Below are 19,490 nucleotides of genomic sequence, written 5' to 3'. Positions count from 1 at the left end.
ATACAGCATGTAAATATTTAAGTCAATAAATGCGTTTTATATTCATGAAAACTTATTCATAGCTCATTTTATCTCCAGTATAAAAATAGCATTTGCAGGATCTTGGGTATAAAATACAAAGCTTAAAAATCCCTGCCTAATTGAAGGAAATCACTACATGGCTGCAGTAAAAAAAATTCTAGGAACTTATTTTTTTCCTTTTATTTTAATTTCTTCTATTTTGCTGGGAGGATTAACTGGTTATTACTTTGGTACCCTCACCCCCTACTTAAAACCTTTTGGTGAAATTTTTCTTAACTTGATTTTCACAGCCATTGTGCCTTTGATTTTTTTCAGCGTAACATCCGCTATTGCACGCCTAGGCTCCATGGGAAAGCTTGGTAAAATCATTTTTAATATGGCTGTAGTTTTTTTTATTACTAGTTTAATCGCGGCAATTTATGCCCTGCTTGTCGTTAAAATGTTTCCGCCAGCACAAGGAGTTACCTTAGCTCTTTCCACGCCAATGCAACCTAATACTGCCAATTTTAGTAGCCAAATTGCCGGCATCTTTACCGTAAAAGATTTTAGTCATTTGCTGTCACACCAACACATCTTGGCCTTAATCGTATTTTCTCTTTTAGTAGGCATTTCCACAGCACACTTAGGTGAAAAAGGCTTAGTGTTTATTGACTTTTTGCATACTGGAGAGCAAATTTTCATGCGGGTTTTTACGCTGATTATGTATTATGCGCCTATAGGTTTTTTCGCCTATTTTGCAGTGCTAATCAATGAATTAGGCCCACAGTTAATGGAAAATTACCTGCGTATTGCCGGGCTTTATTATTTTTATACGTTCTTATATTTTGTTCTGGGCTTTACTCTTTATGCCTATTTTGCAGGGAAAACATTGGGTGTTCGGTTATTTTGGCACGCTATTTTCCTTCCCTCAGTAACGTCAATTGCCACATGCAGCAGTGCAGCAAGTATTCCAGCCAATTTAGTAGCTACCAAAAAAATGCGGATTCCTCCAGAAGTTTATGAAACAGTAATCCCATTAGGCACAATTATTCATAAAGAAGGTTCTGTTATTGGCGGCATGTTTAAAATCGCATTCTTATTTGGGATTTTTCATTGGGATTTTTCTGGGGCAAGCGTATTACTTACGGCCATTGGCGTTTCTTTACTAGTAGGTACCGTTATGGGTGCTATTCCCAGTGGTGGTATGTTGGGGGAATTACTTATATTAAGCGTCTATGGCTTCCCTCCTTCTGTTTTAATTGCAATTGCTGCTATCAGCATCATTATTGACCCTTTAGCAACTATGCTTAATGTTACCTGTAATACAGTGGGTAGTATGATGGTCGCTCGATTAGTAGAAGGTAAGGATTGGTTAAAAAGTACCCCATAATGGTAGCCCGTATTAGGTAAGGTCATAATACGGGATAGCATTACAGCCTATTATTCCAGTGTGAGCACCAAAGCCAATGCATTGAGTACGGCAGCTATACGAAATGCTGACTGAATCCCCACTTTGCTTATTTCCTCTTTTTCAAGCTGTGCTACATGAGAATGAATACACATCCCACAACCATTTAAAGCAGATACCGCTAAAGCAAAAAGTTCAAAATCTGCTTTAGGTACTCCAGGATTTATCATGGCATTCATACGTAAATTAGCAGGCAATAAGGATAACTCTTTATTTCCAGCCAAATGAATACCACGATAATATACATTATTCATGGCCATGAGCGTTGCAGCTATTTTGGCTGCTTGTAGTAATTCTGGGCTTATGTAAGCCTCTCCTTCAGCCAAAATAGCCTCCAGGATTTGTTTATTGTTAATACTGTAGGCAATAGCCAAAGTGGTTCCGTAAAATTGGCTCTCCGTTAAACCTGTTTGTGCTATATTCCCAAAAAGATTGCTGACGTTAAGACGTATGTCTTTGGCATAATCGGGAATACTTTGCTTTAATTGTTCAATAGACATAATGACCTCACGTAAGTAGGTTAGGCTTATGGCCCAACCTTGGTTTTTATAATGTTTCCCCACCCACTGGACGATTACAAGGACAAAGCTCATCGGTTTGTAAAGCATCCAAAATACGTAATATCTCTTGGGGATTACGACCTACGTTTAACGAGTTAACGCTAACATGTTGAATGACATTATTGGGGTCAATAATGAACGTGGCTCTTAACGCGCAACCACTTTCCGCATCTCTTACACCTAAACCATCCGTCAATTTTCCATTCACATCGGCAAAACTGTATTGATCTAAGGCATGTAAATCTTTATGCTCTCGACGCCATGCAAGTTTTACAAATTCATTATCGGTGCTACCTCCTAATACCACAGCATCCCGATCACTAAATTCGCCATTTAATCGAGCAAATTCCACAATTTCTGTAGGGCAAACAAAAGTAAAATCTTTAGGATAAAAATAAAGTACTTTCCATTTACCAGCAAAACTTTGTTCCGTAATTACTTCAAAAGCACTTTCCCCATTTTCTTCATGGTTATTAAAACCAGGTTTTACCGCAACAACAGAAAATTCTGGTATTTTTTGGCCAACAGTTAACATAATTATTCTCCTCTTTACTGGGTACAATTTGAGTATAGTGATGGTGTATAATTATTTAAAATGAATAAAACAGATATATGCAATCGGAAAAAGCGATGAGAAAATTAACGAACCTAAAACATTTACATTATTTACTAAGCCTCTATGAACACCAGCATTTTGGACGTGCGGCAGCGGCGTGCTTTATTAGTCAATCCACGTTAAGTGCCGCAATTACCAATTTGGAGGAAACGCTTGAAGTACAATTATTAGAGCGCGATCACAAGACCTTTTTGTTTACACCGCTGGGAGAGGAAATTGTAAGACGCAGCCGAGCTCTTCTGGAACAAAGTGATGCCCTAGTTGACTATGCAATGACACAGGGAAAAATGATGCAAGGTAATTTTTATTTGGGAATTATTCCCACCATTGCTCCTTTTATTTTAAATGGATTGCAAAATTTATGTCAGGAGCGCTATCCCGATCTAGCTCTATTTATTAGAGAAGATACCACCGAAAATGCATTAAAACTATTAAGCGAAGGGAAATTGGATATGGTCATTCTTGCCCTACCTTATCCTACCTCGGATTTGCATACTCGTATTCTGGCTAAAGATTACTTTCAACTAGTCTTACCAAAAACTTGGCAAGGACTTACTCCTGAAATTAGCAATTTGCCTGAAAACAGCATCTTTCTTCTGGAAAAAGAGCACTGTTTGACAGGGCATGCATTGCAAGCCTGCGAACTGAAAGAGAGTAAACAAATTAATCATTTTTTTGCCACCAGCCTCCATACGTTAATTCAAATGGTCAATCATCAACCAGGGATTACCTTTTTACCCACATTAGCCATCAACAGCGGAATTCTTAATGGGACTGAGTTAATTGCTATGCCCTTAACAAATAAGCAAGCGTATAGGGAAATAGGTGTAGCCTGGCGTACCACCTCTTATAAAATCCAAATGTATAATAAATTGGCACAGCTTATCCAACAAGTCGTTTCGGATACACTTCAGCGTGACTTTGTATTATAGTTTTCTTCTGTTTGCAAAAAGAGTGAGAAAAAATGCGTCAATTTATTATATTAATTTTTATGTTAAGTTCATATTTAGCTCAGGCTAACACTCAGCGTATTCCCTTGCTCGCGAATAATAAGGTACAGGTTTGGAAGACCTTGATTTATCCAGCCAAAGAGCAAAGTTTAGCCATGCATCGCCATGAACATAACCGGGTTGTGGTGGCTTTAGATTCGGGAAAACTTAAAGTTACTAATAATAAAGGTGAGGTACATTATCTCGAATTAGAGAAAGATCAAGCTTATTATTTGCTTAAAGATGTTCCCGGCGAATTGCATACTGATGAAAATGTGAGTGACCATCCAATCAAAGTTATTGTAGTCGAACTAAAGTAGCCTTGATGATGCCTCAAGGCTACTTTCTACTTTTACTGTTGAGCTATTTTATTATCATGAGGGCATCTATGGTGATGTCTGAAAGGCATTAATACCCCTACTTTTTGAAAAGCATCAAATCGACTTTTTGCCACAACCATGGTGATTTTATTATTTACCTCATTGCTTTTAGCCACTAAAGCCTCAACGTTATTCCATTGGGCGTTAGGTGCTGTAATTGCTGCTTTGATTTGCGCTCTTATAGCGTGTTTTTCCTTAATTAAAGGTTTTATTTCTGCACGCATACTTTTTCTTAAAGCCTGCAATTGAGCACGTTGCTGTGTAGAAAGCGATTTATACTTAGCGCATTGCTCTTGTTTCTGTGTCCCTTTATTTACATTTTCTGTTGCGGTTTGAGCAAATACCACTGAGGCCCCAGCTAATGCGAAAGCGCAGCTATTAACAAGTAACAAACGTTTGATATTCATTTTTTTCTCCTATTATTCGTCTTCATTGCTAAGTGTACTGGTTGAATGTAATAGGAATATGACAAATGGATTGTTTATTGTAACAATGTTGTTACAATAAATCAGGCACTTCCTACCTTCGCTGTAGGTCATTGAATGAATAACAAAAAACACCATATTTTGATTATTGATGATGATCAAGAGATTATCGATTTAATCAATGATTACCTGATTAAAAACGGTTTCCGCACTACTTGCGCCTTAAATGGGCTTACACTCAAACAATTGTTACGCGAACATAATTTTGATCTGGTAATTCTCGATATTATGCTGCCGGGAATGGATGGCCTCCAGCTCTGTCAAACCATTCGCCAAACACACAGCATGCCCATTATTATGCTTAGCGCTGCAAACAGCATTGCTGATAAAGTTGCAGGCTTAGAATTAGGCGCTGACGATTACATTTCCAAGCCTTTTAGCGCTCGAGAGCTTTTAGCGCGAGTCAAAGCACAATTAAGACGCACTCAGGGTGAGCTAAGTGAGGAGCGCAAAAAACTTGCTCCTTTACAGCAAATTCACTTTGAAAATTGGATTCTCGACCGCAATACCCATGCATTAATCGACCAAGATGCAATTACCATCCCTTTAAGCCAACGCGAATATGAGTTATTACTTATTTTTTTAGAGCATCCCGGACGCATTCTAAGTCGCGATCAACTAATGGATCTCTTATATGATAAAAATTTTGATTCTCAAGATCGTACAATTGATGTCTTAATTGGTCGTTTACGTAAAAAAATTGAACTTGACCCTCGCAATCCCCAATTACTATTAACCATACGTGGTGGCGGCTATCAATTCAAAACAAAGGTTGAGATGTTATGAGCCAATTAACTACAACAGCCAGAAAAACACTACTGGGACTAATTTTAGGTAATCTTATTATTGGCTTCGCACTGTTGCAATTGGGACAATATTACGCGCACACTCATTCATTTATTTCTGCTAATGCCATACGCTCATTAACGCGTCTTGTGAACCAACTGCAAAAAAACCCTCAATCCAGTTGGCCCTCTATTTTGCAAAACCGCCATTCCCGTTGGTCTGAAATTAGCTTATCCCCGACCCCCGTTTATGAACAAAATGCCCTGCTAACTTTAAAAGCCCCAGTCCTTTTCAATCTTATGAAACAAAATAAAAAGCTGGAGTTTTCTTTATTTATCCAGGAAAACGCCTGGTTGAACGTTAGCATGATTCCTCCGGCCTCAAATCAACTAAATTTTATTGTCAGTTTATTATTTATTTTATTAGGAACCTTAATTCTGATTAATTACTGGGCTGTAAGAACATTAAACCAACCAATTCAAACGTTAATTCAAAGTCTAAGTTATAATGAAAATTTGGAAAATTGGCTCCCCATTCCATTAACTGGAAACTCTGATCAAAAGGCTATTTTTAAAAAAATTAATGACCTACAAGAAAAAGTAAATAAGCTTTTAGCCAATCGTACCCGTGTGGTAACCGCTATTTCTCATGATTTACGCACCCCACTGACGCGCTTGAAACTGAGAACTGAATATTTAACGGATACTCCTCATTATGCAAAAATTAATGCGGATATTAATGAAATGGAGCTCATGATTCAGGAGACTTTAGATTATTTTCGCGATATTAATCATGAAGAAAAGCCACAACGCTTTGATTTGGTAGCCTTATTATCTTCATTAAGCGATGATGCCTTGGAGTTAAATTATGAGGTACATTTTACTAGTGATTGCCCTAAACTCATCTATTTGGGGTCCGTGAATTTATTAAAGCGCGCATTAAGTAATCTAATTAATAACGCCGTCCATTACGGCGCTCAAGCAACAATTCATTTGCAATGCTTGCCCCAACAGGTGGAAATCATTATTACCGATAAAGGACCTGGACTCCCAGCAGAAGAGCTCGAGCAAGCCTTTCTTCCCTTTTATCGGGGAGAGCACTCACGCTCACGTAGCACTGGCGGCACAGGCTTAGGATTAACCATTGCTCGCGAAATTGTCCAAATGCATCAAGGTGATATTTCTCTAAGTAATTTATTAGAAGGTGGCTTAAAGGTTTGCATAACCTTACCCCTTAAACCTGCATGATAATGCAATTAGTCCTGATTAAAATTGCCTACTATGAATAAATTCAACTAAACTAATGAGGAGGAAATCAATAAAGGCCAAGGACTGAAAACGAAATGCTATATAAGATTTTTAATTATCTAAAACATTCTGATAGCATCGAAAAATATACTCGCGAGTATCGCCTGATTAATTATGTCACCTGGGAGCTCCTTTTTGTCTGCGTTATTGTAACAATTTTCTATTCCTTATCTCAGCTTTGGGTTTTAATTACCACCGTTAGTATTACTTGTGGATTAGCCTTAGCTAATTTATGGCTCCTTAAACGCAGTAAAAATGTGTATTTGTGCAGTCAGCTCCTCACCGCAATAATTTTTGGCGCAATTGTTATTGGAAACTACCTGGTTTGGGGTATAGGCCCATTACATACCCAATGGTTTTATGTGATGCCCTTGCTGGCTGCATCACTTACCGGAATGAGCGGCTTATTGATTTATTCCATGGCCTCCATGTTAATACTCATTGTCTTTAATCAATTTGTCATTCCACCTTATTATAATTTACCGCATTATCAATTTCTGGCTATAGAGCTCGTTAATCATTTATTCACCTATCTTATTATTGTGACAACACTCGCCAGTTTGCTTCGGGAAAATGAACGTTATGAGCAAGAATTAAATGATAGAAACTATTTATTACAAACAGAAAAAGATAAATATCACTATTTAGCCCGCTTCGATCATTTAACCAATTTGCCTAATCGCCGCTATTTTATTCAGCATTTGCATGAACTAATTAATACAATAAGCCCAAATCATTGCATTACTGTATTTTTTATCGATTTGGACAATTTTAAACATGTGAATGATCACTATGGTCACAGTATTGGTGATCAATTGCTTTTAGAAACATCCAGGCGACTCCAATTGTGTTTTCGAGAAAAGGATTTTATTGCACGACTTGGTGGTGATGAGTTTACTGCTATTGTTCCTCATGCTCCTAATAAACGTACCCCACAAATAATTGCAGAACGTATTATTGAGGAGTTTCAACCAATAGCCATTCTTGAAAATAATGAGCCCTATTGTTATTCAATTAGCATCGGCTCAGCCACTTATCCAGATGACGCGAAAACGGCAACAGATCTCATCGTTAAGGCAGATTTGGCGATGTATGATGCAAAAAAGGTTTATGGTTGTTCGTATAGTAGCCTAGATGGGATGCAACAAAATCAGAGTTTATTACGGACTCATTAAAACAGGGATACATCAAGAGGATGTAGGCTGGGATGTAAAGCCCAGCCTAGAGAGCTTATGAGTTTGCTTGCAAACGGTTTTTTAATAAGAAAAGAATGGTTTTCTTTTTCTCGGTAGTCGTCGCATTTGATTGAATCAAGTGTAAACAGTAATCAGTAAAAGCATTCAATCGTTCTTGGCTTGTTTGTACTGAATCATTAGCCATTTGCGTGTTGTAACCATTTTCTAACTCAGCCGCAACCGCCATTGCTGTTTTTTCATCAGGCTCTTGAGCTTTATCTAAACCTTCTTGCTTGCTTATAGCAGCGATTTTATCTAAAAGCACACTCAGTTGTTGTTTGCTTACATCAGCGGATGGGGTTGATTCCTCGCTGCTCTTGATGCCTCTCCTTACATTATTCTCATCACGTTGTTGTTGCTCCCAATATTCTCTATCGCCTTGGAATGCAATAACCGTCATCAATACACGTGGGTCAATACCCTTATGGTCAAACATTTCCCTGTCAGTTACATGGAAGGTCCAGTCATTTTTCAATCTAAAGAATGGACGAGACATATGAGCCATTTCTTGGTTAGTTACGGGATCATAAATAGTAAATGTGGTTCCCCAAAAGTTCATTGATGCCTTAGCAAGTTTCGTATAACCATCACGGTCATAAATATCAAATGTAGGGAAAAATGAGAACAAGCGCTCGTCTGCTGCACCTAAATAATTTTCAAAATTGTCATATACATCAAAGTGTGCCGTAAATGAAAAGAATTTTGAACGCGCATAGGCAATTTTGTTATCGAATGGGTCATAAAAATCATACGTTAATAGGAAACTAAAAAATTTTCTATATAAGGTTCCTAACTTTTGAGTTCTAGTTTCTATATCGTAACTTGTAGTCATGCTAAACCAGTGTTCTTTCACGAAGAATTCATCTGGAACTCGATTAGGAACGCTTTCCGCAAAAGCGAAATTAGCGCTAAAAGAACTAAATAATACCAACGCGACTGCGAGGAGTTTTCTCATAATGGCCTCATCCAATGTTATATGATGAGGCGCATTATAGGGAAGTATTCTTAAGATAATATTAAGATAATTTTGCTGGCAAACTCTTAACGTCAGGGTTCTTCGAATAAGCATCAAGGATGTCGTTAATTAATTGTTCTACAATACTTTCCTTCATATCCTCTTCAATTAAACCGATTTTTTCCTTCATTCCTGCTAAGCGAGTTTCAATTTCCTTCGCTACAGAACCATTAGGGAATAACGCGGCAAGCACTCGTCGCGCTTCAGCAGGCCCAAGATGACGGTATAAATGGTTTCGTACTGCAGCATCTTCAGCAGTAGTACTAAACGCCCACAATTCCACTGGACCTAAAGTCAGGGTAAGCAATTGCACGTTGACTCCACTCTTTGTAGCAAATTGCGCAAGAAATGTAGCGCCACCAAGTCGTGGTCCATGCACTCGATTACGTAAGGCTGCCTTCGCTGTTTCTGAAAGCCCGAATATTGAGGTGGTTTTTTCAATCGCTTGCGAAGGTCCGGCGTCCATAATATAAATTGCGGTCGCGAAATCAATCATTACTGGATCAAAGTCATCCACAGATTGTGAGAGCAAAGCAATTTGTACTTTCCATTTTCGCCCTTCACGCATGTCAATAATGACCTGCTCACGCACCGCCGCTGATTTAGAAGTACGGTGGAATTCGTCATAAACAATACGCTTGTGATCTTCTCGTATCTCACGTACGCGCTCTTTATGATATTCCTTATATTGTTCGGGAATATTATTTAAACTTTCTTCAGTTAAATAATAATGACGTGCTAAAACATAGCGTGCCAACATGTACATTACTGCCGTTTGCCGATCTGCTGCATCTCCCCCACTCTTGGCTACTTCGTCAAGGTCCAGAGAAACTACGCGTGCGTCCCCAATATCGAAACTGGTCACCCGTGATAAAATAGGATATTCACGCACGGCAGCAGAAATCATTCGCGAAAACGCATTAATTAATGACTCACCCGTAGGTGCGGTAATCTTTTCATATAAGTCTTCAATCGAAGGAGTACGGCAAATAGAGGCAGCATCTGCAAGCAATGGCATAGCATAACGTTGAGCCAGCATCGCTTCATGCACAAATCCTGCTGAGTATAGCGAGTCGGTCACTTCCCACCAAGTTGACTTGGAGTCACGAACAAAACCAATTTCCTCCAAGATACTATCCAAAAATACTTCAACACCTGGAGCATAGGGAGTGGGGTTATATTCATCCGCCATACTCTTAAATAATTCATCGACCACCATACCGGCCAGATCAGGCATGCCATCATAGGGTTTTTCTGCGCCCAAAGGCGTGGTTAATAAGGTAATAAAGTTAACCAGGAATGCTCGCTCTAAAGCAGTCGGATAACGGCAACCTAACTGAGTATCAAACGGATTAATGGAATAATCAGGAGTCATTCTTAAACGGTGATAAGCCACTAAATGACGTTTTGAAGCAGGTAAGGCTTCTTGCAAAAGCGATATCAGTCCGCTACTTGAAGGTCCAATATCAATAATGGCAATGCGAGGCAGGCGCAATAAACCACCAGACAGGCAAAGCGCTAAGTTGATCGCGTTAGATAAAACAGACTTACCCGAACCAGGACGTGCATAAACTAGATCAATCCAGGTTGTTTGTTCTGTAGAACCAGGTTGGAAGGGCCAAGGCTTGCCGTCAGGCGACCTAAAAAGTAAGGCACCTTTATTCCAAGGAGATGCAGGACGTGTAATCGGTAGCATAGAAACTACAGCGCTTAAAGGAGCCACGGTAGGTACAGCTGTACTATTCAATGTTCCCGCAAGCATACTGGAGACAAAACCACCAAAGGGATCACCACAAATTTCCGATACATCCGTAGAGCCCCAACCTTGAATCGCTTTAACTAATTCGGAGCTGCGTTGGCGCAATAAGGGTATTCGCCCTTCAGGTGCCCAGGTTGTAGCAACCACTCGTAAACGAATAATTGATTCATCCGTATTAAGTTGTAAATATTTTAATAAGTTAACAGAATCGCTGATTAACCGGTTTTGCGCGGAGCTAAAACTTAAAATTCCGGCTAACATACCTTTTAATTTAATAGTACCCAGTCCTTCACTTTCAATTAAGAATGAAATTTTCCAAGGAATATGAGAAGGGAGGATACGTCCAAATAAATAAACAAACGGTCTTACATCCTTAGGAAATAGATCAATATAGGTGGATGAGTAAATCTTATCGCCTACTTTAACGGTGCGTAAGTCTAAAACCTCCGCATCTCGTGGAAGCACCTGTTTGGCTAAGGAGGGCCATAATAGATCAGAGGCATCACCCTCAAAACTATTAAATTCGCGGACGGGGATCATATCCCCAGGTAAAGTTGCACGCCAATCATCAGCGGTATAATCCGGGTCTGCAGTCATACGAATTGCATGTACTGCATCATGGACATTTAATAATTTACCTGCAACATGCAAAGAATCTAAATCATTCATAATAGCGCGAACATATGCATCATGCGTATCACGTAATTCAGGGATTGCCGCGTAAATAGTTTGGCTGTTTTTAAATGGAGGTGCTTTTGTATCTTTGAGCATCTTCATTTTAGCTTTATTAGCCGCTTTTAACTGCTCGCTTGTCAAATTGAAGGGACGGGTAATTAAGACAAAAAATAGACGTTCTTCAGCACAGTATTGTGCCATATAATCAGTTCGCTCTTCAAACAAATCGCCTAAATTTAAATCAAGACGTTTTGCTGTTGCCATGGCAGGATCATAAATATCACGAATTAATTTTTTAATATTTTGCTTATCATGGCTAAAATAAACTTGTAACCCATGCCCTGGACGCCCCATGGCCGCTTGAAATGCATTTGTTAAGCCTGAAACTAACTGTTCAAATTCATCAGGACCAGCCAGTGCGGCGATTCCTTCGATTTTAATGATTGATAATAAAGAACCATCATGATTTACTAGCACGGTTTCACTATCAGCCGTTTCTAAATCAATATAAGACTCTGTTGTTTGCTTAAGTGAAGTACTTAGCCAGGCAAAGAAGGTATCAACTCCTTCAAAAAATGATTCTGACCAATGCGCCATTCTTATTATCCCCATTTAGTGTAGCTTAGGGTCAATTTCCATTTCTACTTTAATGGACAAATGGAAATAACCACTAGGTCAACGAGCCTTATACAGTAATCTCTTCTAAGGCACTCGCAGCCCATTTTTCGATCTGTTTACGAAATTTTGCTCGAGAAGGCAGTAAGAGTATATTTTTAAACAATTGCGACCTTCTTTCTTCATCATTCACTCCTGCGTCAATCATTAATTGACCAAAAATGGCAGGATCACTTGTACCCTCACCAAATTTTTCCTCTACAAGCTGTGAACGAAATTTAAATCCGCGATATATATTCTGCGCACTGGATTTATATCCAGTATCATTAGTTATAGCACAAAAAAGTACGTGACATAGGCTATTTAACTCAGTCTGGGTGAGTTCAGGAAGATAGATCAGTGTCCCGCCGCCATATCCACCAACACCAACAGATTCAATAAAAAAACATTGCGCGCAGAAGCAGCAAGCTGTTACCAGGTTTGCTAATTTATTGTTGGAGTAATTATTATCAAGATTTACAACTTCTTGAAACAAACGAGCTTGAAAACCACAAAACTGACAGGTATATCGATCTCGCTGCAAAACTTTTTGCTCATATGACTTAAATCGCTCGTCGACTTTTCTGGCTGAATACAAACGCCAAGAACCTGGCGTAGCCAATAATTTCAACTGTCTCTTTTCTTGATTCACTGCCATATTTTCAGCTCACGTTGCCTAATACAACCTTTATTATTAACTGATATTTTACTATCTTGGCCTATTGGCCTAATTTGAAATTTAACCGCTTTACATAAATAAAGCGGGCAAATTTAATTTACCCGCTTTTGTTGGAACCCAATTTATTATGAGCCAGTATATACAGTACCAGTAGGACCTGCTGTTTTACCGCCGGCAGAACCGAACATGGTAGCTCCAGTTACCCCTAAAATTGAAGGGAGGAACAGTAATGCTGCAGCAATAAAGACTAGTGCAATTGGTGTACCAATTGGGATTTGAGTTGGGTTATCTTTGTGCTGTTTAAACTTCATAATCGCACCGATTGAGAAACCCAAACCAGCCAAATAAGAACCTGCTGTGATTAATTTAGTCAAGTTCGTAAATGACCCTGTAATTGATGACGCCATAGCACCGACAGTCATACTTCCGCCAGCAACTGCATCCTGGCAAACTAAGGCTAATAAGCTTAGACAAACAATACTGCTTAACCAAGACTTGAAGCCTGCTTTACTAATGATTTTACTTTTCACTATTGTCTCCTAAATTTAAAAGTAAAAAATACACACTAAAATACTATCACGTGCCGTATATTGTATTATTAATCATATTGATAGTCCCTACAATATTGATTGCCAAAATTCCCCCAAAAACATGGACTAAACCCTTTCCTGTTCCTCCTGGAGGCTGCCCTTGTGACGCTGAACGCGCAATCAATACCCACCCTCTCACAAAAGCTACCAGCCCAATAACCTGGATGATAATCGTCAGCGGCCTTCCGACCACGCTACCATTACCAAACAAGAAATCTAATGTCTGATTGCTACTGTTTACTGGGGCGTATTGAAGAACATTTTGATAACCAAAAGTACTTTGCATTAAGGTTGCAAAAGCTGTGGGGAAATAAATAAATATTGCCCCAACCATCAAATAGACTACAGGCTCTTTAACACTTGTGTGACTGGACATCATCGTCCTCGCCTCACCATATACTTTTAGGCTATAAATTGCTTTAAACAAAAAAGCACAACCTATTAGATATGCACCGCCCGTGATTAAGCGTTGTACAGGCACCAATGAATTTGCAATATTGGTTAGTATGTTTGCCTGACTCGCTACCCAGCACGCAACCGTCCCGCCTGTACATGTTGAATCAGCCATAAATATTTACCTCAACTATCGTCTTGACTAAACCTAATTATCCTTCCAGAACTCGTTAAGATTCGACCTTCCATAGAGTCAATAAGCTTAACGACTCCATATCCCGCAATCTTTGTCCCTTCTCTTACTGTAAGTGTAGAACCATTTGTGCCAATTAGCCAAGCCCGACCAGGAATTACTGCATTAATATAATAAATATTTGCTTGCCCATAGCGTTGGGGAGGCAATAATCTGCGAACCGGCCTTGGTTTTGTACGTTGCATGAGTATAGTAATTTCTTCTGACTGTTTACTTAGCTGATTGGTCAAATTAGTAATTGTCTGATTGAGTTGATTAATTTGAGCGCTTAAGTTGTTTATATTAGTACTTACATTTCCAACCTGTTCATTCATTGAGGAAACCTGTGACTGAACATTTTGCTGGTTCGTCGCAATAGATTCTACTTGCTGTTTCAGCGCGGTGTTATCCTCATGCGTCACCTGAGTTGTTGGTTGTGGCATAGGCTGAGGAGCAACTTCCTGCTGAACCTGTTGAGTTGGTTGTGGTTGAACTTGCGCTGTTGGTTGTATTTGCTGCTGAGGTACCACTGTAGCAACTGGCGCAGGAGGAAGGGTGCTGCCTTTATTCTGAGCACTCTTTCCTGAAAAAATACCCCCAACAACCTTATATCCCACCATAGCAGCAATAATAACGCCGACCGCAATCAATGCGTTACGTCGTACATCTGTAGGTCCTCGTGGAGGTTTACCCGGAGGCTGTGGTGAAGTACTTGATCCTGACCCAGCATCGTCCATTGACTCGTGGTCATAAGACTCATACTCGTCAAATTTATATTCATCATTTTGATCGTTTTCTGCCATCGTCTTCTACCGTCAAATTAAAGTGATCTTACGTCTTGTGTAAACAACACTCCTAAAGGACTACCTGCATATACCTCAACAGTCGTTGGTGTATTAAATAATTGCTGAGCTTGTTGTCCCCAGGTTTTACCCACTGTTGCCAATCCAATGACCGCATTTTGCAACGTTGAGCGCCCCACACCATTAGCAACAGTTACGTTGTTACCTCCTCCAGTACCACCAATGGTGATTGTGGTATTCGCCGACTGGAACGCATTACCAAATCCTTCCAGGAATGAAGAAGCAAACAAAGAACCATAACGTAATAGATAATGATGGTCTGTTCTACTTGATAGAGCTGTTCTTGCCGTGTTGGGATCAATCGCAAAAGCAGAAATCGATATGGTTTTAGGGGCACCTGGAATAGACATTGTATTAAAGGTAATAACCATTTTGTTCGCTTTTGAAGGCAAATTGAAGCTACCAATCAATTTGGTTCCCTTTAATTTTCCGGCAACAATTGTTGCAAGAATAGGGCCTGGCTCATCGCTATTAACGGAGGTATCCATCACCGCAAACAAAACATCACCGGTTTTAATTATGGCTACCTGTTCTTGTGAACTACCCATAACTCCTTGAGGGCCTGCACCGCCTCCTGCACCATTATTAGCACCACTAGCAATGGCATTCTTATCTTCATTACCCGCAGCATAGGCTTGAGTACTCACATTTTTCCAATCGACTAATAACTGATTTGCAGCAGAAAGCATATCTGCGCTTCGTTGTTGAATTTTTTGTTGGTACTTTTGTTCTGCCATTTGTTGGGTCTGGCGATTTAAAATAGCCTGCAATTGCTGGTTTGACGCAACAGCACCTTGATTTGCTACGCCTCCTTGGCCTACGCTTGGCACGCCACTAATACTAAATGCGCCTTGTTGGATGTTAGGATTACCTAAACCTACTAGCTGCATTTCAGCGGGAGTAAATCCAGCTGCATTTAAATCTGCGGCAGCAAAGCCTGCATCTTTTAAGTTTTTAGCACTATAGCCAGCAGCTTTAAGCTCTGCCGCTCCAAAGCCTGCATCCTTAAGTTGTGCGGCAGTGAAGCCTGCGGCTTTCAATTCTGCTGCAGTATACCCTGCATCCTTAAGATCTTTAGCGCTAAAACCTGCATCTTTAAGTTGCGCGGCAGTAAAGCCTGCATCGTGTAAATCTTTGGCACTAAAACCCGCATCTTTAAGATCTTTAGCGCTAAACCCTGCGTCTTTAAGATCCTTAGCACTAAATCCTGCTGCCTTAAGTTGTGCGGCGGTAAAACCAGCATCCTTCAGATCCTTAGCACTAAAGCCTGCATCTTTAAGTTCTTTAGCGCTAAACCCTGCTGCTTTAAGTTGCGCGGCAGTAAAGCCTGCATTTTTTAATTCAGCGGCAGTAAAGCCTGCATCTTTTAATTCTTTGGCCGTATATCCCGCATCTTTCAAGGCTTTCGCGGAACAGCCTAAAGTTTTCTTAATTGTTGCCGCACTAATGCCCGCAGCTCGCGCTCTTTTTAAAGAGTCAACACTACAATCAGATACCCGCCCTGCAGCTAAAATTTCGGCAGGAGATAGGCCTGCATTTTCTAAATCACCAGTTGTATAGCCTGCCGCCATCAACTGTGCAGGAGTATAGCCCGCATCAAGTAATGACTTAGCATCATAGCCAGCCTTTTTTAACGCATCAGCACTACACCCATTCAAATCTTTAATACGCTTGGCGCTAACGCCTGCGTTAAATAATTTTTTCAAGGCTGTTGGATCACAACCTGCTGCTTTAACTTGCGCATCGGTTAACGGGGTAGCTGCACTAATTTCTTGCGGGGTAAACCCGGCATTAGCTAATTCTGCATCAGTAAAGCCTGCTGCTTTTAAGGCTTGCGCGCTGCAGCCCGCATATTGTTTTATTAATGTCGCACTAACACCTGCAGCTCTTTCTTTTTTTAAGGCATCGGGATCACAGCCAGCCTTTCTAACATCATCAGCGCTAATACCTGGTGGTAGCTCTGCCTCAGCCTCTTTAATCTGTGCAGCAGTATACCCTGCTTTGGCTAAATCTTCGGGAGTAAACCCGGCATTTAATAAATCTCTGGCGCTATATCCGGCAGCCCTTAATTGCTCCGGCGTAAATCCGGCTTTGCGCAGATCTGCGGCGCTAAAACCTGCCTCTCTTAGATCTTTAGCAGTATACCCTGCAGCTTTTAATGCCTCAGCACTACAACCACTGATGCGTCGAATTGCAGAAGCACTTACCCCTTGTTTACGTAATTTAATTAAGTTATCTACATTACATCCGGCCTTTAATACATCTGCAGCAGAAATACCCTGGGGCAGCCCGCTTGCTCGGCTAATTTCATCATCAGTAAAACCAGCACCTTTTAATTCGCCATCAGAAAAACCTGCATCTTTCATTTCTTGGGCAGTAAAACCGGCGCTGCGTAACTCACAAGCACTAAAACCGCAGTCCCTTAATCGGCTTGCAGTATAGCCAACATCCCTTAATTGCCTTGCGTTAAATCCAGCCGCCTTCAAATCCTTACAAGCACAAACCTGATTGAGGTCTTGTAATTTAAACCCATTATCTTTTAATTGGGCACAGCTACATGCTGATTTAATATCAGACAATTGCGCGCCCTGACTTAAAATTTGAGCGAGCACAGACTTTGAACAGCCACTATTTTGTAAATTTTGAATCCATAAAGAGCGTTGTGCCCCTTCTTCATTTTCTCGAGCCAGCGTTGCAAAACCAACTCCACCTTGGCCATTCTGAGAACCAATAACGCCTACTCCCTGTCCCAAAGCTTGAGTACGAATAATTGTAGGAATAGCACTGCCCCCTGTCGCTTCTGCTTGTTTTGCTTGAGTAACGTTTTGTTCCTCTTGTAAGCGGGCGTATTGGGCTGTGGGATCAAGTACCCCAGGAATCGATTGGATACTGCCCGGCGCCTGGCTTAGTGTTGCCTCAGCACTTGGTCCAGTATTAATGGCTCTTAGCTTAAAGTAACCAATAACTACAGCAAGCACTAGGAGCACTGCGGTAAAAATAATAATGACCCGTGAACGAGTATTAGAAAAAAGCGATTTAAGATTTTCTTTTCTGCCAGCCATTTATAACCCTTCTACCTTGAGCTGCATGACTTTTCCATGCCAGGACACTAATAACACCGGAGATTTTTGCATTTCATAAGCATGCGTACCATCAGCACTGGTCATACTTGCAAGCCAGCCCGGTGACAATATAGTAAGATTTGTACGAATAAACATTCGATCATTGGATAACCAAGCTCGCGCATCACCGCCGATAATTCCTAATCGTTTACTTCCAGGAGGGGGAACCCCATCAAGAACGTGTAAAAGCAATTCGCTCGCTGAAGGCGGTAATCCCGCTTCCATGGGTCTGTTTTTAGCATTGGGCCCATAACCTTGAACCCGCAAGTCAACGCGATAATCCACTGCTTTCTGACCTGGAATAAGAGTTAACATTACCGGTGTATTTAACCCTTGTAAACGAACGGCTAAGTTTCCGTAATTGTATAATTTCAATGCCTGGATCATTAAGGTATTACTTGTTTTATCCCATTGGATATTAAACGCAGAAGGATCACCCAAATCATAAGCAGATATTGGCCAAGGAGAACCTGTAGAATCTAAAAATACCAACGAGGAAACAAATCCCTGCGCCAAACGAATAACTGGAGGTGTAGATCCTGGCGACAAATTAACAAATTGTGAGGTCGCTGTAGGTTTAGGCGGCGTTCCAGGAGTAGACGCTTTTGCATATTCTACTGTTTGTTGCATTTGTCTTAAATGTACAATTTGCTCCGGAGTTAAAGGATATAAACCACGAGTCATATCTTTAAACGCTTTATTATCAATTACCTCTTCATCTGACTGACTAACTACTTGCTCATTAGGATTTTGAGTTTGTGGTTGTGCCGGCTCAGGCTTTTGTGGTGGAGCCTGATATAAAGAGTCAGATAATGGAATAGGTATATTATTACCACCACCCTGATTTTGGGCAGGAGCAACCTGACCTGGATTCCCCCCCTGCCCCGGATTATTTGATAAACGCTGTTGTAACATACGCAATTGCTGCAATGCTTGCTGGGCACTATCTTGCTGTTGCGGAGGAGCGGCAAAGGAGGCGCTAGCCCCCCAGTGAGCAATACTACATACAACACAAAACTTAAAAAACTGATTCACCTTCTTCATTGAGAAACTCCACCACTGGCAGGTCCAACAACAAACTGTGATATACCAATTCCTCTAGGAGAATTCAAAGTTGAAACTCGGGTGATTAACATAGTCACTACGTTATTTTGTTGCGTAAACTCGCTGGCACTCTGATAAGTTACCAGAATTGGCATTTGTACACGCCATGAGTAACTACCATTTAAAACCCCTTTCTGCAAAATAATAGGCGCTCTTGTAGCTACGGCAGATACAATTAATTTTTTAGCTTTAACCGCATCGAGGTTATTTGATTGCTGCAAGGCGTTAAGGAATTGATCCCAACCTTCTGCAGTAAAGAACCCTGATGATGCTTGTAACTCATCTCGATAATTCACAAAGTTATAAGTAAATGCAGCAATAGCAGCCTGGTTTGCCCATTGCAATACCGCAGAGTCAGATTGGTTTGGCTCATTTAAGGGAAACAAAGGCGTAATACGGCCGTTAATGCTGGTTGCAAAATATCGCGGCGCCGGAGGATGGGTCACCATGTAAACCAACATAGAAGCCAACACCAGGTTAACCAATAATGCAACGAGCAAAGCAAGCATTACCTTTCTCTGGCTATCTTTGTAAAATTTATTTCTTAGTGTAACGACTGTTAAGGCATCTTCAGCCAT

General features: G+C 40.4%; 18 protein-coding genes. 6 read left to right on the top strand and 12 right to left on the bottom strand.

Annotated features, from left to right (window positions below):
* Positions 1 to 157 precede the first annotated feature (157 nt).
* Positions 158 to 1,390, top strand: coding sequence for a dicarboxylate/amino acid:cation symporter (locus tag BN3124_RS01725; RefSeq protein ID WP_058533133.1), 1,233 nt, complete (start codon positions 158 to 160; stop codon positions 1,388 to 1,390).
* 50 nt (positions 1,391 to 1,440) lie between these two features.
* Here BN3124_RS01725 and BN3124_RS01720 read toward each other — a convergent pair whose 3' ends face one another.
* A complete protein-coding gene (locus BN3124_RS01720) occupies positions 1,441 to 1,968 on the bottom strand; it encodes a carboxymuconolactone decarboxylase family protein (RefSeq protein WP_058533269.1) in 528 nt (175 codons plus the stop codon).
* Positions 1,969 to 2,014: 46 nt separating this feature from the next.
* Complete coding sequence (locus tag BN3124_RS01715; RefSeq protein ID WP_058533132.1) at positions 2,015 to 2,563, bottom strand: peroxiredoxin; 549 nt, start codon at positions 2,561 to 2,563, stop codon at positions 2,015 to 2,017.
* A 95-nt stretch (positions 2,564 to 2,658) separates the two neighbouring features.
* On the opposite strand from BN3124_RS01715, the gene BN3124_RS01710 reads away from it, so the two are divergent.
* Together BN3124_RS01710 and BN3124_RS01705 are read left to right on the top strand one after the other, a co-directional pair.
* Positions 2,659 to 3,576: a hydrogen peroxide-inducible genes activator gene (locus BN3124_RS01710; protein ID WP_058533268.1), complete on the top strand. Its 918-nt coding sequence runs from the start codon at positions 2,659 to 2,661 to the stop codon at positions 3,574 to 3,576.
* 32 nt (positions 3,577 to 3,608) lie between these two features.
* Positions 3,609 to 3,953 carry a cupin domain-containing protein gene (locus tag BN3124_RS01705; protein ID WP_058533131.1) on the top strand — a complete coding sequence of 115 codons (345 nt, stop codon included), beginning with the start codon at positions 3,609 to 3,611 and terminating at the stop codon, positions 3,951 to 3,953.
* A 32-nt stretch (positions 3,954 to 3,985) separates the two neighbouring features.
* Here BN3124_RS01705 and BN3124_RS01700 read toward each other — a convergent pair whose 3' ends face one another.
* Positions 3,986 to 4,420, bottom strand: coding sequence for a Spy/CpxP family protein refolding chaperone (locus BN3124_RS01700; RefSeq protein WP_058533130.1), 435 nt, complete (start codon positions 4,418 to 4,420; stop codon positions 3,986 to 3,988).
* Between the two features lie 135 nt (positions 4,421 to 4,555).
* Here BN3124_RS01700 and BN3124_RS01695 point away from each other — a divergent pair, with 135 nt between their 5' ends.
* The 3 genes from BN3124_RS01695 to BN3124_RS01685 all read left to right on the top strand — a co-directional run bounded on the left by BN3124_RS01695 (position 4,556) and on the right by BN3124_RS01685 (position 7,766).
* The gene (locus tag BN3124_RS01695) at positions 4,556 to 5,284 is read left to right on the top strand and encodes a response regulator transcription factor (protein ID WP_058533129.1); all 729 of its coding nucleotides are present in this window, start codon (positions 4,556 to 4,558) and stop codon (positions 5,282 to 5,284) included.
* On the top strand, positions 5,281 to 6,531 hold the full coding sequence (locus BN3124_RS01690) for a sensor histidine kinase (protein WP_058533128.1): 1,251 nt from the start codon (positions 5,281 to 5,283) through the stop codon (positions 6,529 to 6,531). Before BN3124_RS01695 ends, BN3124_RS01690 begins: the two co-directional genes overlap by 4 nt.
* Before the next feature lie 95 nt (positions 6,532 to 6,626).
* Positions 6,627 to 7,766, top strand: a complete 1,140-nt coding sequence (locus BN3124_RS01685; protein ID WP_058533127.1) for a diguanylate cyclase domain-containing protein — start codon at positions 6,627 to 6,629, stop codon at positions 7,764 to 7,766.
* A 55-nt stretch (positions 7,767 to 7,821) separates the two neighbouring features.
* On the opposite strand, the gene BN3124_RS01680 is transcribed toward BN3124_RS01685, so the two are convergent.
* The 9 genes from BN3124_RS01680 to BN3124_RS01640 all read right to left on the bottom strand — a co-directional run bounded on the left by BN3124_RS01680 (position 7,822) and on the right by BN3124_RS01640 (position 19,490).
* Entirely contained in the window at positions 7,822 to 8,781 is a 960-nt protein-coding gene (locus BN3124_RS01680; RefSeq protein ID WP_058533267.1) for an LURP-one-related family protein, read from the bottom strand.
* A 61-nt stretch (positions 8,782 to 8,842) separates the two neighbouring features.
* Positions 8,843 to 11,872, bottom strand: coding sequence for a type IV secretion protein IcmB (locus BN3124_RS01675; protein ID WP_058533126.1), 3,030 nt, complete (start codon positions 11,870 to 11,872; stop codon positions 8,843 to 8,845).
* 88 nt (positions 11,873 to 11,960) lie between these two features.
* Positions 11,961 to 12,587 carry a type IVB secretion system protein IcmJDotN gene (gene icmJ / locus BN3124_RS01670; protein ID WP_058533125.1) on the bottom strand — a complete coding sequence of 209 codons (627 nt, stop codon included), beginning with the start codon at positions 12,585 to 12,587 and terminating at the stop codon, positions 11,961 to 11,963.
* 146 nt (positions 12,588 to 12,733) lie between these two features.
* Positions 12,734 to 13,138 (bottom strand): hypothetical protein, encoded by a 405-nt coding sequence (locus tag BN3124_RS01665; RefSeq protein WP_058533124.1) that lies wholly within the window; start codon positions 13,136 to 13,138, stop codon positions 12,734 to 12,736.
* A 46-nt stretch (positions 13,139 to 13,184) separates the two neighbouring features.
* Positions 13,185 to 13,766 (bottom strand): hypothetical protein, encoded by a 582-nt coding sequence (locus BN3124_RS01660; protein WP_058533123.1) that lies wholly within the window; start codon positions 13,764 to 13,766, stop codon positions 13,185 to 13,187.
* 11 nt (positions 13,767 to 13,777) lie between these two features.
* Positions 13,778 to 14,626: a type IVB secretion system protein IcmG/DotF gene (gene icmG / locus BN3124_RS01655; RefSeq protein WP_058533122.1), complete on the bottom strand. Its 849-nt coding sequence runs from the start codon at positions 14,624 to 14,626 to the stop codon at positions 13,778 to 13,780.
* A 17-nt stretch (positions 14,627 to 14,643) separates the two neighbouring features.
* Positions 14,644 to 17,748, bottom strand: a complete 3,105-nt coding sequence (gene dotG / locus BN3124_RS01650) for a type IVB secretion system protein DotG/IcmE (RefSeq protein ID WP_058533121.1) — start codon at positions 17,746 to 17,748, stop codon at positions 14,644 to 14,646.
* A complete protein-coding gene (locus tag BN3124_RS01645) occupies positions 17,749 to 18,852 on the bottom strand; it encodes a DotH/IcmK family type IV secretion protein (protein WP_058533120.1) in 1,104 nt (367 codons plus the stop codon).
* A complete protein-coding gene (locus BN3124_RS01640) occupies positions 18,849 to 19,490 on the bottom strand; it encodes a type IVB secretion system apparatus protein IcmL/DotI (RefSeq protein WP_058533119.1) in 642 nt (213 codons plus the stop codon). The genes BN3124_RS01645 and BN3124_RS01640 overlap by 4 nt, the downstream gene beginning before the upstream one ends.

Origin of the sequence: Legionella saoudiensis, from assembly GCF_001465875.1 — a bacterium.
Taxonomy (GTDB): domain Bacteria; phylum Pseudomonadota; class Gammaproteobacteria; order Legionellales; family Legionellaceae; genus Legionella; species Legionella saoudiensis.
This window is presented reverse-complemented; position numbering and strand designations above follow the sequence as displayed.

What these genes read in the sequence shown, in the direction of transcription:
- BN3124_RS01725 (WP_058533133.1), top strand. Translation starts at nt 158, where the DNA reads ATGGCTGCAGTAAAAAAAATTCTAGGAACTTATTTTTTTCCTTTTATT.
- BN3124_RS01720 (WP_058533269.1), bottom strand. Translation starts at nt 1,968, where the DNA reads ATGTCTATTGAACAATTAAAGCAAAGTATTCCCGATTATGCCAAAGAC.
- BN3124_RS01715 (WP_058533132.1), bottom strand. Translation starts at nt 2,563, where the DNA reads ATGTTAACTGTTGGCCAAAAAATACCAGAATTTTCTGTTGTTGCGGTA.
- BN3124_RS01710 (WP_058533268.1), top strand. Translation starts at nt 2,659, where the DNA reads ATGAGAAAATTAACGAACCTAAAACATTTACATTATTTACTAAGCCTC.
- BN3124_RS01705 (WP_058533131.1), top strand. Translation starts at nt 3,609, where the DNA reads ATGCGTCAATTTATTATATTAATTTTTATGTTAAGTTCATATTTAGCT.
- BN3124_RS01700 (WP_058533130.1), bottom strand. Translation starts at nt 4,420, where the DNA reads ATGAATATCAAACGTTTGTTACTTGTTAATAGCTGCGCTTTCGCATTA.
- BN3124_RS01695 (WP_058533129.1), top strand. Translation starts at nt 4,556, where the DNA reads ATGAATAACAAAAAACACCATATTTTGATTATTGATGATGATCAAGAG.
- BN3124_RS01690 (WP_058533128.1), top strand. Translation starts at nt 5,281, where the DNA reads ATGAGCCAATTAACTACAACAGCCAGAAAAACACTACTGGGACTAATT.
- BN3124_RS01685 (WP_058533127.1), top strand. Translation starts at nt 6,627, where the DNA reads ATGCTATATAAGATTTTTAATTATCTAAAACATTCTGATAGCATCGAA.
- BN3124_RS01680 (WP_058533267.1), bottom strand. Translation starts at nt 8,781, where the DNA reads ATGAGAAAACTCCTCGCAGTCGCGTTGGTATTATTTAGTTCTTTTAGC.
- BN3124_RS01675 (WP_058533126.1), bottom strand. Translation starts at nt 11,872, where the DNA reads ATGGCGCATTGGTCAGAATCATTTTTTGAAGGAGTTGATACCTTCTTT.
- icmJ (WP_058533125.1), bottom strand. Translation starts at nt 12,587, where the DNA reads ATGGCAGTGAATCAAGAAAAGAGACAGTTGAAATTATTGGCTACGCCA.
- BN3124_RS01660 (WP_058533123.1), bottom strand. Translation starts at nt 13,766, where the DNA reads ATGGCTGATTCAACATGTACAGGCGGGACGGTTGCGTGCTGGGTAGCG.
- icmG (WP_058533122.1), bottom strand. Translation starts at nt 14,626, where the DNA reads ATGGCAGAAAACGATCAAAATGATGAATATAAATTTGACGAGTATGAG.
- dotG (WP_058533121.1), bottom strand. Translation starts at nt 17,748, where the DNA reads ATGGCTGGCAGAAAAGAAAATCTTAAATCGCTTTTTTCTAATACTCGT.
- BN3124_RS01645 (WP_058533120.1), bottom strand. Translation starts at nt 18,852, where the DNA reads ATGAAGAAGGTGAATCAGTTTTTTAAGTTTTGTGTTGTATGTAGTATT.
- BN3124_RS01640 (WP_058533119.1), bottom strand. Translation starts at nt 19,490, where the DNA reads ATGGCTGAAGATGCCTTAACAGTCGTTACACTAAGAAATAAATTTTAC.